Source organism: Streptomyces sp. NPDC104814 (assembly GCF_055583185.1).
Window position 1 is genome coordinate 366,777 of record NZ_JBVJOL010000002.1, and the last position, 13,516, is coordinate 380,292.

14 protein-coding genes and 1 tRNA gene are annotated in these 13,516 nt (G+C 73.3%); 7 read left to right on the forward strand and 8 right to left on the reverse strand.

Going from position 1 to position 13,516, the window contains the following annotated elements:
* Positions 1-9 precede the first annotated feature (9 nt).
* Together ACZ64A_RS10215 and ACZ64A_RS10220 are read right to left on the reverse strand one after the other, a co-directional pair.
* The gene (locus ACZ64A_RS10215; RefSeq protein WP_469809486.1) at positions 10-228 is read right to left on the reverse strand and encodes an FmdB family zinc ribbon protein; all 219 of its coding nucleotides are present in this window, start codon (positions 226-228) and stop codon (positions 10-12) included.
* A 9-nt stretch (positions 229-237) separates the two neighbouring features.
* On the reverse strand, positions 238-1,614 hold the full coding sequence (locus ACZ64A_RS10220; RefSeq protein WP_469809487.1) for a hypothetical protein: 1,377 nt from the start codon (positions 1,612-1,614) through the stop codon (positions 238-240).
* Between the two features lie 185 nt (positions 1,615-1,799).
* Here ACZ64A_RS10220 and ACZ64A_RS10225 point away from each other — a divergent pair.
* From ACZ64A_RS10225 to ACZ64A_RS10235, 3 genes are all read left to right on the forward strand, one after another.
* Positions 1,800-1,871, forward strand: a tRNA-Val gene (locus tag ACZ64A_RS10225).
* 371 nt (positions 1,872-2,242) lie between these two features.
* Positions 2,243-2,647 carry a DUF6153 family protein gene (locus ACZ64A_RS10230; RefSeq protein ID WP_469809488.1) on the forward strand — a complete coding sequence of 135 codons (405 nt, stop codon included), beginning with the start codon at positions 2,243-2,245 and terminating at the stop codon, positions 2,645-2,647.
* Between the two features lie 89 nt (positions 2,648-2,736).
* A complete protein-coding gene (locus tag ACZ64A_RS10235) occupies positions 2,737-3,405 on the forward strand; it encodes a DUF305 domain-containing protein (RefSeq protein WP_469809489.1) in 669 nt (222 codons plus the stop codon).
* Here ACZ64A_RS10235 and ACZ64A_RS10240 read toward each other — a convergent pair.
* Positions 3,402-3,761 (reverse strand): hypothetical protein, encoded by a 360-nt coding sequence (locus ACZ64A_RS10240; protein ID WP_469809490.1) that lies wholly within the window; start codon positions 3,759-3,761, stop codon positions 3,402-3,404. The two genes, ACZ64A_RS10235 and ACZ64A_RS10240, sit on opposite strands and share 4 nt — an antisense overlap.
* Positions 3,762-3,868: 107 nt before the next feature.
* The gene (locus tag ACZ64A_RS10245) at positions 3,869-4,780 is read right to left on the reverse strand and encodes a ketopantoate reductase family protein (protein WP_469809491.1); all 912 of its coding nucleotides are present in this window, start codon (positions 4,778-4,780) and stop codon (positions 3,869-3,871) included.
* Positions 4,781-4,882: 102 nt separating this feature from the next.
* On the opposite strand from ACZ64A_RS10245, the gene ACZ64A_RS10250 reads away from it, so the two are divergent.
* Complete coding sequence (locus ACZ64A_RS10250; RefSeq protein ID WP_469809492.1) at positions 4,883-5,113, forward strand: DUF2277 domain-containing protein; 231 nt, start codon at positions 4,883-4,885, stop codon at positions 5,111-5,113.
* A gap of 297 nt (positions 5,114-5,410) precedes the next feature.
* Here the strand turns inward: ACZ64A_RS10250 and ACZ64A_RS10255 are convergent, their stop codons facing one another.
* The 3 genes from ACZ64A_RS10255 to ACZ64A_RS10265 form a co-directional block, all read right to left on the reverse strand.
* Positions 5,411-6,046, reverse strand: a complete 636-nt coding sequence (locus ACZ64A_RS10255; RefSeq protein WP_469809493.1) for a DedA family protein — start codon at positions 6,044-6,046, stop codon at positions 5,411-5,413.
* 390 nt (positions 6,047-6,436) lie between these two features.
* Positions 6,437-6,895: a DoxX family protein gene (locus tag ACZ64A_RS10260; protein WP_469809494.1), complete on the reverse strand. Its 459-nt coding sequence runs from the start codon at positions 6,893-6,895 to the stop codon at positions 6,437-6,439.
* A 181-nt stretch (positions 6,896-7,076) separates the two neighbouring features.
* Positions 7,077-7,721 (reverse strand): HNH endonuclease family protein, encoded by a 645-nt coding sequence (locus ACZ64A_RS10265; RefSeq protein ID WP_469809496.1) that lies wholly within the window; start codon positions 7,719-7,721, stop codon positions 7,077-7,079.
* A 397-nt stretch (positions 7,722-8,118) separates the two neighbouring features.
* Here ACZ64A_RS10265 and ACZ64A_RS10270 point away from each other — a divergent pair, with 397 nt between their 5' ends.
* Entirely contained in the window at positions 8,119-8,700 is a 582-nt protein-coding gene (locus ACZ64A_RS10270; RefSeq protein WP_469809497.1) for a TMEM165/GDT1 family protein, read from the forward strand.
* 194 nt (positions 8,701-8,894) lie between these two features.
* Positions 8,895-9,560 carry an HAD-IA family hydrolase gene (locus ACZ64A_RS10275; protein WP_469809498.1) on the forward strand — a complete coding sequence of 222 codons (666 nt, stop codon included), beginning with the start codon at positions 8,895-8,897 and terminating at the stop codon, positions 9,558-9,560.
* 553 nt (positions 9,561-10,113) lie between these two features.
* Here ACZ64A_RS10275 and ACZ64A_RS10280 read toward each other — a convergent pair.
* Positions 10,114-10,827, reverse strand: a complete 714-nt coding sequence (locus ACZ64A_RS10280) for a peptidoglycan-binding domain-containing protein (protein WP_469809499.1) — start codon at positions 10,825-10,827, stop codon at positions 10,114-10,116.
* 638 nt (positions 10,828-11,465) lie between these two features.
* Here ACZ64A_RS10280 and ACZ64A_RS10285 point away from each other — a divergent pair.
* Complete coding sequence (locus tag ACZ64A_RS10285; RefSeq protein ID WP_469809500.1) at positions 11,466-13,505, forward strand: MDR family MFS transporter; 2,040 nt, start codon at positions 11,466-11,468, stop codon at positions 13,503-13,505.
* Positions 13,506-13,516 lie beyond the last annotated feature (11 nt).

Below are 13,516 nucleotides of genomic sequence, written 5' to 3' on the forward strand. Positions count from 1 at the left end.
CGTAGGCGCCTACCCGCAGCACCCTCCGCCACAGCACCCGCCGCCGCCCCCCGCGCGAGGAGCGGCCGCCGGCGCGGACGCCGTACCGCCCACCGCCACCGTCGACAGCAACTTCACCGTGTCCTCATGCCCGGCAGGGCAACGCGCCGGCGCGGACGACTGCGCCATCGGCCGGCTCAGCTCGAAGGTCTCACCACAGGTACGGCACCGAAAGTCATAGCGAGGCATGCCAGAAGACTAACCGGCGTGGTGGCCCCGCTCCTCGCGGATCTGCGCCACCACCCGCGCCACCGACTGCCGCACCGCCTCCGTCTCCATCAGGAAGTGCCACCAGTCCGGGTGCCGCCCCTCCTCCACAGAGGCGACCGCCCGGTCCAGCCGCGCCACCGCGTCGTCCAACGGACGCGCATGCCGCGGGTCCGGCGTCGTACGGCCCGTCATCGCCAGCCGCTGCGCGTCCCGGATCGCGAACCGGGTGCGCTCGACCTCCTGCCGCGGGTCCTTCTGCACGGCGTTCAGCCGCCGCAGCCGGTCACCGGCCGCCGACACCGCCTCGTCGGTGGCGTTCAGCAGCGCCCGCACCGTCGACAGCAGCGCCGTGGCGTCGGCCCACCGCTGCCCGTCCCGCGCGCCCTGCGCCTCCCGTAGCTTCAGCTCGGCCTGCCGCACGTTCTGCGCGGCCTGCTCCGGCACCGGCTGCAAGTCCTGCCAGCACGCCACGGTGAACCGCCGCCGCAGCTCGCTCAGCACCGGCTCGACCTGCCCGGCCCGCGTGGTCAGCGCCTGCGCACGGGTCCGCAGCGACACCAGCCGGTGGTCGATCTCGGCCGCCCGCTCCGGCAGCCGCTCCGCCTCCGCCCGGATCCCCTCGGCCTCCCGCGCCACCCGCTCGGCCCGCTCCAGCGTCGGCCCCACCCCGTGCTGCCCGGCCCCCTGATTGAGCCTCGCCAGCTCCGGCGACAGCGCGGCCAGCCGCGCCGCGAGATCGTCGGCCTTCAGCCCCGACTGCCGTACGGCGTCCAGCGCGACGGTCGCCGCCAGCAGCGCCTGCCGCGCCCGCTCCACCGCCGGAGCGACCCGCGCCAGCTGCGTCTCGGCCTTGCCGAGCAGCGGCCCGAGCCCCTCGCCGAACCGTTCCAGCTCCCGCTTGACCCGCTCCAGCTCGTCCTTGGCCCCGCCCAGCTCCGTGCGCGCCCGCGCGGCCGCCGACGCCTCCAGGTCGTCACGGTCCAGATCATGGGCGTCCACGGCCGCGATGTACCGCTGCGAGACCTCGTCGATGCGCCGCCCCAGCGCCGCGAACTCGGCGACCGCGCGCCGGGCCGCCGGGGAGTCGTCCACGGCCGCGATCGTCTCGACGGAGATCCGCAGATCCCGCTGCGCGGTGTCCAGCTCGTAGAAGGCAGCGGCAGCGGCGTCCTTCGCGGCCTGCGCCTCGGCCCGCTGGCTCTCCGCCCGCCCGCCGAACCACCGCCGCGTCCCGCCACCGGCGAAGGCCGCGGGCAGCGCGAGCACCGCGACGAGCGGTAGCCCCACCAAGGTCAGCGTGTCCCGCAGAACGCGCGCGTACGACACCGACGGCGACGAGTACGGCTGCGCTGGTGTCGCCGTCACATCCCTCTCCCGTGCTGCGTTCGGCCCTGCCCGGTGCCATTCTCCCACCGCTTGAAGACGAACACACGACCCGATCAGTTCGCGAGAGGCAGGTGATTTTCCCCTGGCGGAGGCGAGCGCGTTCGGTGCCCCGACACGGGTTTGCTGTGCACGGCCCGTGGCAGGGTAGGCTGTCCACTCGTCTCGGGTGCGTAGCTCAGGGGTAGAGCGCCTGCCTTACAAGCAGGATGTCGGCGGTTCGAAACCGTCCGCGCCCACTGACCGTCAAGGTCCAGATCGGGATGGCGGCCCCTCGGAGATTCTCCGAGGGGCCGTCGTCGTTTGAACACCTCGGCCGAGTCGAGGATGTCGTTGCGCTTGTCCGCGCCGGTCACCTTGGTGACGTGCCGGGCGGCGGCCTCCGGGGGTTTGGTGCCCCTCTTGGGCGTGTCCGCGGCTGTGACGGCCTTGTCCTTCTTCGAGGGCCCCCGGGGGTCGTGTGGTGCTTGTGACTGTGCGACCTGCGGGGAAGCCGCGCGGTTGCCGGTCGTCGCGCAAACCCACCCGATCGGGGTGCCGTACAGGCATCGGGGTGACGTTCGTGGGGGCCTGGCGTCGCGTTCTGGGGCTGTTGCCTACGATGTGGCGCGTGAGTCGGTTCGAGGTGGGGCTTTCCGTGGTGCCGCGGGTGCGGTGGTGGCGGACGGTTGCCGTGCTCGGACTGCTGGCCGGACTGCTGGGGATGCACGCCCTGGCGCCCGGCGGGGCCGTGCCGGAACGGCATGAGCGGATGAGCGCAGCGACGGTCGTCGGCGTGGTCGCCGGGGACGGCTGCGCGGGGAGCGACGGGCACTGCGGCGGCGGGCATGCGCGGCATGCCGACGTCACCTGTGCCTCCGCGGCCGTGAGCGGGAGCCCCGAACTGCCCGCGCCGGTCGCCGACCCGGGAGCCGTCGCCGTACCGCCTCGTGCGGGGTGTGCTCATGTCGGTGCCGCGCCCGACGGGGCCCGTGCGCCGCCCTCGCTGGCCGAACTCCAACTCCTGCGGATCTAGACACCCCCCGTGCCGTGCCGTCGGGCGTTCCACGGCGCGGTGCGTTCGCGTGTCCCAGAGACGTTCCTTCTTCCAGCAGGAGTTCTTCCATGAGCTACACCACCCATACCCTCGCGCGCCGTTCCGGGCTTGTCGCAGTGGGGGTGAGCGCCGTCTTCCTTCTGGCCGCCTGCGGGGGCGGCACCGGGGACGGCGGGCACGAGGGGCACGCCGCGCCCTCCGCCTCCTCCTCTGCGTCCGCGTCCGCGGGCGTGAGCGCGGGCGCGCACAACGCGCAGGACGTGGCCTTCGCGCAGGGCATGATCCCGCACCACCGGCAGGCGCTGGAGATGGCGCGGCTCGCTGCCGAGCGGGGTTCGTCCGCGCAGGTCAAGGACCTCGCTGCGCGGATCGAGAAGGCGCAGGACCCGGAGATCCGGACCATGAGCGCCTGGCTGACGGCCTGGGGCGAGGAGGTGCCCCGGGACGGCGGCGCGGACATGCCGGGAATGGACCACTCGTCGCACTCCGGTGCGTCCGGCATGGCCCAGATGCCCGGGATGATGGGCGAGCAGGACATGTCCGAGCTGCAAAAGGCCTCGGGCAGGGAGTTCGACCGGATGTTCCTGACCATGATGGTGCAGCACCACAAGGGTGCTCTGGAGATGGCGAAGGCCGAGCAGGCCAAGGGCGCTTACGGGCCCGCGAAGAAGACGGCCGGTGACATCGTCACCGGCCAGAGTGCCGAGATCGCGGAGATGAACGGGCTGCTCGGCTAGCCCTCCATCCGGGTGTCGTCCTCGCCGGGTGGAGTCTCGTGTGCGTGCTTGAGCCGCGAACGGGCCTCCATCCGGCTGTCGGGCGCTACGTCGGACCAGAAGCGGTGCGTGGTCACGAACACCGCCAGCTCGTGCTCGCGGCGCCGGAGCTTCTCCACCTCGGCCTGCTCGTCCGCGGTCCAGCCGGGGGAGGCGGGGCGTTCCAGCTTGCGCCAGCCGTTGTCGTCGTTGAAGCCGTCCAGCGGCTCCACCGACCAGGGGAGCCGCTTGAGCAGGGCCGACAGTTCGGCCCGGACCTGATGCAGCTCCTCCTGGCCGGCGAGGAGGTCACTGGGGAATTCATAGGTCGTAGCCACAGGGCAATGCTACGCCTGTTCGATTTGAGGCAGCGAGCTGCTTCTGTGGCTTCACTCGAATGAGTGCACGACCTGTCGGTACGTGCGTTCCCCTGCCCCGGCTGTGCTCAGTGCCCCGCTTGCCGCAGCTCCCGCACGACCCTCGACGCCACCGGTACCGGCACCCCGTGGCGCTGTGCCGCACGCAGCAACGCGCCGCCGATCGCGTCGAGTTCGAGCGGACGGCCCGCCTCGGCGTCGCGCTGCATGGAGGACTTCGTGGCGTCCGGGAAGCTGTCGTAACGGGCGAGGGAAGCGGCCGGGTCGCCGGGACCGCCGCAGGCGTGACTGACCGCCGCCGTCTCCTCCGCCAGGGCGGTCAGTTCGTCGCGGTGGCGGCTGCGCAGCTCGCCCATGGGCAGGCCGTGGCGGGTGGTGAGCAGGGCCATGGGCGCGAGGAAGGCCATCTTCGCCCACAGGGCGGCGGCCTCGTCGGCCAGCACCCGGGTGGTGACACCGGCGCCGGACAGCGCCTCGGCGAGTGCGGTGAGCCGGTCCTGCGGGACCGGGTCGCCGGTCAGGTCGACCTCGGCGAAAGCGGTGCCGTGTTCGATCACGCCGGGGGCGGTCCGGGTCGACTCGACGCGGATGACGGCCGGGGCGACGCGGTCGGCGCGGTAGCGCTCGCGCAGGTGCGCCGGGTGGTCGACGCCGTTCAGGAGCGGGACCAGCAGGCCGTCGCCGAGAACGGCGGGCGGGACGCGGGTGAGAGCCGCGTCAAGCGCCGTGTGCTTGACGGCGACCAGGCAGGCGTCGACCGGCTCGCGCAGCTCGGTGTCCGCCTCCACCGGGACGGTGAAGTCGCCGAACCGGCCGCTGCTGACGCTGATGCCGGTGGCGCGCAGCGTGCCGGCCGTGCTCTCGCCGGCCAGGCAGATCACGCGGTGACCGGCCCGGACGAGCAGCGCGGCGAGCAGCCCGCCGACGCCGCCCGGGCCGAGGACGGCCACGGTGAGTCGCTCGTGGGTCGTGAGGGTCATCGGATGTGTCCTCTCGTCGGTCGGCCCCATGGGTGGTGGCCGCCTGGGAGAGATCATCGCAGCGCGCTGCGGACCGGCCGTGCGAGGGGCCAGACTTGAGGCATGTGCCGGAGTATCAAGACCCTGCGCCCGCCCGTGCTTCCCGGTGAGGCCACCGAGGACGACATCCGGGCCGCGGCCCTGCAGTACGTACGGAAGGTGTCCGGCTTCCGGGCACCCGCCGCGCACAACCGGGAGGTGTTCGACCGCGCGGTGGAGGAGATCGCCGCGGCCACGGCCCACCTGCTCGACGACCTGGAGGTCCGGGGCGCGCCGGCCCGGCGGGCGGGATAGCGACCGGGCCCGGCGGACGGAAGGGGCGGCCGGGCGGCGGCTGCGCACGGAGGATGCGGGTCGCGGGCGGTGCGCCTCGCAGGGTGCGGCTCAGGCCGGGGGCCGGGGGCCGGGGGCTGCCTGGAGGCGTGGTCTCACTGCTGGGAGGGCTTCCCGGCAGGACCGCGGGCTCGCCGCGCGGTGGGTTTCCCGGGGGAGGCGGTTCGCGTCACCGCTCGGCGGGCTCACCCGAAGAGGCGCTCGCGTCACCGCTCGGCGGGCCCCTGCGGAGAGACGGTTCGCGTCACCGCTGGGCGGCTACCGGCGGACCGTCGCCGGTCCCTGCACCGGCCGGCGGCGCATCACGTACACGGCTGCCGCGCCCGCGGCGAAGAGGGCCGCCACCGACACGCCCGTGGCGAGCCAGGTCGCGCCGAGCCAGTAGGCGCCGTAGTAGCCGAGGGCGGCGCTGTAGCCGGCCCAGGACAGGCCCGCCAGGGCGGACCAGGGGAGGAAGTCGCGGGCCCGGTGGTGCGCGGCCCCGGCGCCCAGGGAGACGACCGAGCGGCCGGCGGGGGCGAAGCGGGCGAGGACGACCAGGGGGCCGCCGCCCCGGGCGAGAGCGGCGCCGAGACGTTCCTGCGCGCGGCTCAGGCGGCGGGAGCGGGCGATCGCGCTGTCCAGGCGGGCCACTCCGCGCCAGGCCAGCCGGTAGGCGACGAGGTCGCCGAGGACGGAGGCCGTGGCCGCGGAGAGGATGAGGAAGAGCAGGTCGGGGACCTTGGCGGGGGGCGGCGCGCCCGCCGCTCCGGTGCCGGCGGCCGCCGCCGTCGCCGCCGTGATGACGAGGACGCCGCTGGGCAGGATCGGCAGGAACACGTCCAGCAGGACCGACGCGGCGACGACCGCGTAGATCCATGGGCTGCCGGTCAGCAACCCGACACTCTCCAGCACTGCTACTCCCCGTGATCCCCCGTGGGCCGTACCGTGCCGCGCGAGGCGGGGAGCGGCAGTGACCGGCCGATGACAGCCATAGAGCGTACGCGCGGGGTGGGGCGGGAGTTTCGCCGGGGGTTCATGTGTCGGAAGTTGCGCGGTCAGGGCGAGGGGGGCGTGCCGCCGGCCGGAAGCCCCCGAGCCGTACGACCGGCACGCCGTTGGCGCCTTACCGGCCCAGGGTCCGGCCCTGGGCCGAGCCCGCTGGACGGCCGAGCCCGCTGGACGGCCGAGCCCGCTGGACGGCCGAGCCCGCCGAGTCCGCCGAACTGCCGAGCCGGATACGGCGGGCCGGACGCGCCCGGCCGGGTCTGCGTCGGCGGCACCGCCGTCCGCTCCGGGTGACCGTCAGGCCGTCACCGGTGTCCGGTCCGGTGTCGCCGGGTGCTCCGCGCCGCCGTCGCGCCGGGACAGCAGCCGGTCCATGCCGAACGCGCCGGAACCGGTGAAGACCAGCAGCAGGAAGGCCCAGCAGAACATCGCCGACGCCTCGCCGCCGTTCTGGATGGGCCACAGCGCCATGCCCTGGTGCACGTCGAAGTAGGCGTACGCCATCGAACCCGAGGCCACCAGAGCCGCCGCGCGCGTGCCCAGGCCCAGCAGGACCAGGCCGCCGCAGACCAGCTGGATCACGGCCGCGTACCAGCCGGGCCAGGTGCCGGCCGCGATGGTGCCGCCGTTGCCGCCGGCCGCGCCGCCCAGGACGCCGAAGAGCGAGGCGGCGCCGTGGCAGGCGAAGAGCAGGCCGACGACGATGCGGAACAGTCCGAGCACGTACGGCTGCGCGCCGTTGAGGCGTGCGGTCATGTGGGGGCTCCTTCGGTGGGTGAGCGGAACGGCCTCGGCGGACCGGTCGTGGGGACGGCGGCACCGAGTGAGCCCAAAGGTTAGGCAGACCTAACGAGTGCTTGCAAGTTCAACATTCAGCCACATCCGGCCGGCCTGCCGCCGCCCCCGCGGCTCTCGCGGGGGCGGGTGGCCGCCCCGCTCAGCAGCTCGCGAGGTAGTTGGTGAGCGCGTTCTTCTCGGCGGTGTCGACGGAGAGGTCGTAGTAGTACTTCACCTGCACCCAGGCGCGGACGTAGGTGCAGCGGTAGTCGCTGCGCGAGGGCATCCAGGTGGCCGGGTCCTGGTCGCCCTTGGCCTGGTTGACGTTGTCGGTCACGGCGATGAGCTGCGGACGGGTGAGGTCGTTGGCGAACGCCTGGCGCTGGGCGGTGGTCCACTTGCTCGCGCCGGAGTCCCAGGCCTCGGCGAGCGGCACGAGGTGGTCGATGTCGAGGTCGGAGGCGGCGCTCCAGGTGGCGCCGTCGTACGGCGAGTACCAGCTGCCGCTGGTGGCGGCGCAGGAGGAGTCGGTGACGACGTTCGTGCCGTCGCGCTTGAGGACCGTCTCGCGGGTGTTGCAGGTGCCGCTGATGGTGATCCAGTGCGGGAAGAGGTCGCGGCTGTAGCCGGTGCGGTTCTCGGTGGCGACCGTGAGCTGGGCGAGGTAGCTGCGGGCGGTGGCGCCGCTGACCGGGGTGGGCAGGGCGGCGGAGGCGGTGGGGGAGTTGAACAGGGCGGCGGAGGCTATGAGTCCGGTGAGCGCCGCGACTATGCTCACCTGTCGACGCGCGTAGAACCTGGGCATGCGAACTCCCTTGTGGGGTGGGGGTGTTGGAGCGCGGGCGCGAGAATGCTCGCGGTGCCGTGTTGCGGGGAGATGTGCGCGCGGTGAGAGGTTAGTGACGCGTTCATGACACGACAAGGTTCGCGACTGAACTTTCCGTGCCGACGAGGCCGCGGGCTTCCCGTACGATGGGTGGTGCAGAAGGGGAGTAGCTCTTCGCCGGTGTCGTCGACATACTGCTCGGTCAGTCCGAGCCGGCGCCCGGAGGCGGATCCTGCGGTTCCGCCAGCGAGACCTTCGGCAACGCAGTGCACGCCCGTGTCGTACGGCACGGGTGCTCGAGTGTGCTGTCGTGCCGAGGTGTCCAGCGCGTGACGTACCGCACTCTCGGTGGGCAGCCCCGACCGATTGAGGAACCTTGATCAGCATCACCGTGACGGCGCTCGTCTTCGGCGTCATCTTCCTCGCCGAGCTGCCGGACAAGACCGCGCTCGCCGGCCTCGTCCTCGGCACGCGCTACCGCGCCTCCTATGTCTTCGCCGGAGTCGCCGCCGCCTTCACGCTGCACGTCGTGCTCGCGGTCGCGGCCGGCAGCGTGCTGACCCTGCTGCCGCAGCAGCTCGTGCACGCGCTCACCGGTGTGCTCTTCCTGGGCGGCGCGGCAGTGCTGCTGATGAAGAAGGACGAGGAAGAGGAGGAGGTCCGCCGACCCGAGGACCAGACCTTCTGGAAGGTCGCCGGGGCGGGCTTCATGCTCATCCTCGTCGCCGAGTTCGGCGACCTGACGCAGATCATGACGGCGAACCTCGCCGCGCGGTACGACGACCCGCTGTCCGTCGGTCTGGGTGCGGTGCTGGGGCTGTGGGCGGTCGCCGGTCTCGGCATCGTCGGCGGAAAGGCCCTGATGAAGCGGGTGCCGCTGGCGCTCATCACCAAGATCGCGGCCCTGCTCATGCTGGCGCTCGGGGTGTGGAGCCTCTGGGAGGCGGTGGCCGGCTGAGCGAGGCGTCGCACCCTGCTTCCCCCCGTCTCGGCTGAACGGTCGGTGAACTGTCGCGGGGGGGTGGTGGCGGGATGCCGGACTTGTTTTGTACCGTGGAGGAACAAAGTGGCTCCCGCCCGTTTTCCCTGACCGGCGGGCGGGACCACCTTGTCCCTCAGGGGGCTCGTTCACTCACTTCCCGGGAGTCGCCGATGCCGGCCACCGTCCTCACCGCCCGTGCCCTGCTGCTCGACATGGACGGCACGCTCGTCAACTCCGACGCCGTCGTCGAACGCGTCTGGCGGCGCTGGGCGGCACGGCACGGACTCGACGGCGACGAGGTGATGAAGGTCGTCCACGGGCGGCAGGGGCACGCCTCGATGGCGGTCCTGCTGCCGGAGCGGCCCATGGAGCAGAACCTCGCGGACAACGCGCGGATGCTCGCCGAGGAGACGGCGGACATGGAGGGCGTGGTACCGGTGCCGGGGGCGCCGGAGTTCCTCGCCTCACTCGTCCGCCTCGGGGTCCCGCACGCGCTGGTGACGTCGGCGGACGTCGCGCTGTCCGGCGCGCGGATGGCGGCGGCGGGGCTGACGCTGCCGTCGGTCCGGATCACGGCGGAGAGCGTGGGCGCGAGCAAGCCGGACCCGGAGGGCTTCCTGAAGGGCGCGGCCGAGCTGGGGGTGCCGGCCGCGGAGTGTGTGGTCTTCGAGGACTCCGGGGCGGGCATCGCGGCGGGGCGCTCCGCGGGGATGCGGGTGGTGGGCGTCGGCGCCCGCGCGGCCGCGCACGGCCCGGACGCGTGGGTACGTGACCTGACGGACCTGCGGCTCGAGGCCGCGGGGGAGGGACTGTTCCGCCTGCACGCCGGGCGGTAACCCGGCGCGGTGGGCTGCGCCCGGCGGGCATTGACAGAGGTGGGCTGTGCGCCCGGCGTTCCCTGTTGCCCGGCGTCGGTGCCGGCCGGGGGTGGGTGCGCTCACCGGCGCTGGCGGGGTGCCTCCCCAAGCTCTCCGAGCAGGGGGTACCCCCAGCGCCCACCCGTGCCGCCCTAGCGGCACGACTGCCCGCAGCTGGGTCGGCATGCGGCCGCCGCAGCGATGCCGGCGGCCTGCAGCCGCGCGCCACGGCGATGCGGCAGGCGCCGCGCGCCACCGCGTTGGTGCAGCCGCGTACGGCGGGGAGGGGACGGGGTGGGGGGTGTCCGCCCGCAGTGTCCGGCACCGTGACACGGTGCCCGCGTCGGGGACGGGCGGCCGGACCGAGGACGGACACCCCCCGCCCCGGCCCCGACTCACCCACCGGCCGTAGGCGACGCACGCCAGACGAGACCGCGACGGGCCGCCGCAGGCAAAAAAGGGGCGCGGGGCTGTATTCGATGTGCGGCTCCGCCGCGTGGGCGCGACCAGCCACCACGCACCCGCAGACGACTCACGGAGTCTCCGTTTCCGATTCCAGCATCGCCCGCGTCTGCGCCCCGTACACCCCCAGCCCGTCGTCCGTGACGCCTCTCGCCCACTGGTAGTTGCGCAACGCGTCCTCGACCTGGGCGTTGAAATTGCCGTTGGCCTCGCCGTTGTACAGGTACAGCTGACGGAGGCGCAGCTGGAGTTCCGTGACCTCCGGCCCCCGGTCACCACGTCGCAGGACCTCGGCGTCGGCGTCCTGGCCGCCGTCACCCGGGGCGAACGAGTCGCCCCCCGAGGGTGCCGTCGCCGTAGGCGTGGACCTCGGCGTCGGCGTCGGGCTCGTCCTCGCGGTGGACGCCGAGGCCGACGGCGTCGGCGACGGGCTCGTGCTCGTCCGGGACGGGCTCGGCGTAGGCGAGGACCGCGACGCAGAGGGCTTCGGCCTAGGAGACGACGACGGCTCGGTCGACGTCGTGACCGTGTCCGGCCCCGGCACCGCCGCACGGACGCCTTCCGGCGCGGCACCGTCCCGGGCCGGCGTGCCGTACGACAGCAGCCCACCGGCCAGCCCGGCCACCGCCGCAACGCCCACGACGGCCCCGGCCGCCGCCAGGAGCACGGCGGTACGGCGACGCCGGCGCCCGCGCGGTGCCGCAGCCCGGTCCCGGTCCCGACGGGGGTCGTCGTCACCGCCGCGCCCCGGTTCCGCCGAGTCGAACAGACGCAGATCCGTCACGCTGGGCACCGTGCCCGTCGGCGCCAGAGGTGTCGGCAGAACAGGCGGCAGAGCGGTCGTACGGTCATCCGCGGCAACCGCCCGCAACGGCATGGTCTCCTCCGCGACGGAACCCCCCGGGGCGGCGCCCCCTTCCCGCCGAGCCCCCTCCAGCTCCACATACGGCCTGATCCGCAGCGGATCGAAGTCCTCAGCCGCGGCCGCCGCGGCGCTCCGCGTGGCGGCCAGGGCGTCCGCCGCCCGCCGGGTGCAGCCGCACGAGGGGGTGTTGTCGGCCGCCCGAGGCGCCCCACACTCCGGGCACCGATACACAGGCACCCCGGCTCCAGGCACCCCGGCTCCAGCCCCCGCTGCCCCGCCCCCGGCGCCTGCCCCGCCTCCGGGGCCTGCCCCGACCCCGGTGCCCGCCTCGGGCACGGCCTCCGCAGCCCCGCCCCCGGCGCCAGCCCCCGTCTCTGCTCCACCCCCGCGTTCGTCCACCTGTTCGCCCCTCCCCATAGGAACTCCAGAGATTATGCGGTTCCTCCACACGGGCGAAGGCGGCTCCCCCCGGAATACCGGGCTCCAGCAGGACTCAACAGGCCATAACCGGTCACACCGAACAGGATGGATGTGTCTCGACAGCTGGGGAGGTCTCCATGACCGTGGACGCGCACGCCAGGACGGCGACCGCGCAGCAGGAGCACGTGTCCGGCAACGTGCTCGTCTCGATCGGCGCCCTGCTGCTCGGCATGCTGCTCGCGGCCCTCGACCAGACCATCGTGTCGACCGCGCTGCCCACCATCGTCAGCGACCTCGGCGGTCTGGAGCACCTGTCGTGGGTGGTGACCGCCTACCTGCTGGCCTCCACCGCCGCGACCCCGCTGTGGGGCAAGCTCGGCGACCAGTACGGGCGCAAGAAGCTGTTCCAGGCCGCGATCGTGATCTTCCTGATCGGGTCCGCGTTGTGCGGAATGGCGCAGAACATGCCGCAGCTGATCGCCTTCCGCGCCGTGCAGGGACTCGGCGGCGGCGGTCTGATGGTGCTGTCGATGGCGATCGTCGGCGACGTCGTCTCGCCCCGCGAACGCGGCCGCTATCAGGGCCTTTTCGGGGCCGTGTTCGGCGCGACGAGCGTGCTCGGGCCGCTGCTGGGCGGGCTGTTCACGGAGCACCTCAGCTGGCGCTGGGTGTTCTACGTCAACCTCCCCGTCGGCGTCGTCGCCCTCGCCGTGATCGCGACCGCGCTGCACATCCCGCGCCGCTCGACCCGCCACGTCATCGACTACCTCGGCACCGCCCTGATCGCCTCCGTCGCCACCTGCCTGATCCTGGTGGCCTCGCTCGGCGGTACGACGTGGGGCTGGGGCTCGCCGCAGATCATCGGTCTCGTGGTGCTCGGCGTGGCGCTGGCCGGCGCGTTCGTCGCGGTCGAACGCCGAGCGGCCGAACCCGTCCTACCGCTGAAGCTGTTCCGCATCCGTACCTTCACCCTCTCCGCGGTCATCAGCTTCATCGTGGGCTTCGCGATGTTCGGCGCGATGACCTACCTGCCGACGTTCCTTCAGGTGGTCCAGGGCGTGACACCCACCCTCTCCGGGGTGCACATGCTGCCGATGGTGTTCGGCATGCTGCTGTCGTCGACCGTCTCCGGGCAGATCGTCAGCCGTACCGGCCGCTGGAAGGTGTTCCCGATCGCCGGCACCGGCGTCACCACGCTCGGTCTGCTGCTGCTGCACCGGCTCGACGAGCACAGCTCGACGGCCGAGATGAGCGTGTACTTCTTCGTCTTCGGCCTCGGGCTCGGCCTGGTCATGCAGGTCCTGGTCCTCATCGTGCAGAACGCCGTCTCCTACGAGGACCTGGGTGTCGCCACCTCCGGCGCCACCTTCTTCCGCTCGATCGGGGCCTCCTTCGGCGTCGCCATCTTCGGTACGGTCTTCGCGAGCCGCCTCGGCGACAAACTCGCCGACGCCTTCCGGGGCGTACGGCTGCCGGGCGGGGCCTCCCCGGACGCGCTGAAGGCCGACCCGCGGGGCATCGGCGCCCTGCCGCCCGCGCTGCGGCCGGCGGCGCTGCACGCCTACGCCTCCTCCATCACGGACGTCTTCCTGTACGCCGCGCCGGTCGCCTTCCTCGGATTCCTGCTGGCGTGGCTGCTGAAGGAGGACCGGCTGCGCGCCTCCGTCACCGCTCCGGACGTCACCGAGACCCTGGCCAGCAATCCCGTCGAGCGTTCCTCGTACGACGAGGTGTGCCGGGCGCTGTCCGCGCTGGGCACCCGGGAGGGGCGGCGCGAGGTCTACCGGAAGATCACCGACCGGGCCGGCTACGACCTGCTGCCGGCGGCGAGCTGGCTGCTGCTGCGGATCAAGCGGTACGGGCGGGTGGAGCCGGCCGCGCTGGCCGAGGGCAGCCCGGTGCCGCTGAAGGTGATCCTGGAGGCAGCCCGCCAGGTCGAGGAGCGGCAGCTCGCCCGCCGGGAGGGCATCGACCTGGTGCTGACGGAGCGGGGGAGCGAGGTCGCGGCGCGGCTCGCACAGGCACGTGAGGAGTCGCTGGCCCAGCTGCTCGGCGACTGGTGGGGCCCGGACCGTCCCACGGACCTGACCCACCTGGTCAAGCTCCTCAACGAGGAACTCTGCGGCTCCACCCGCGAGCAGCCCCGCACCCAGGACCGCGCGACGGCCTCCGGCTGAGCCCCCGGCCC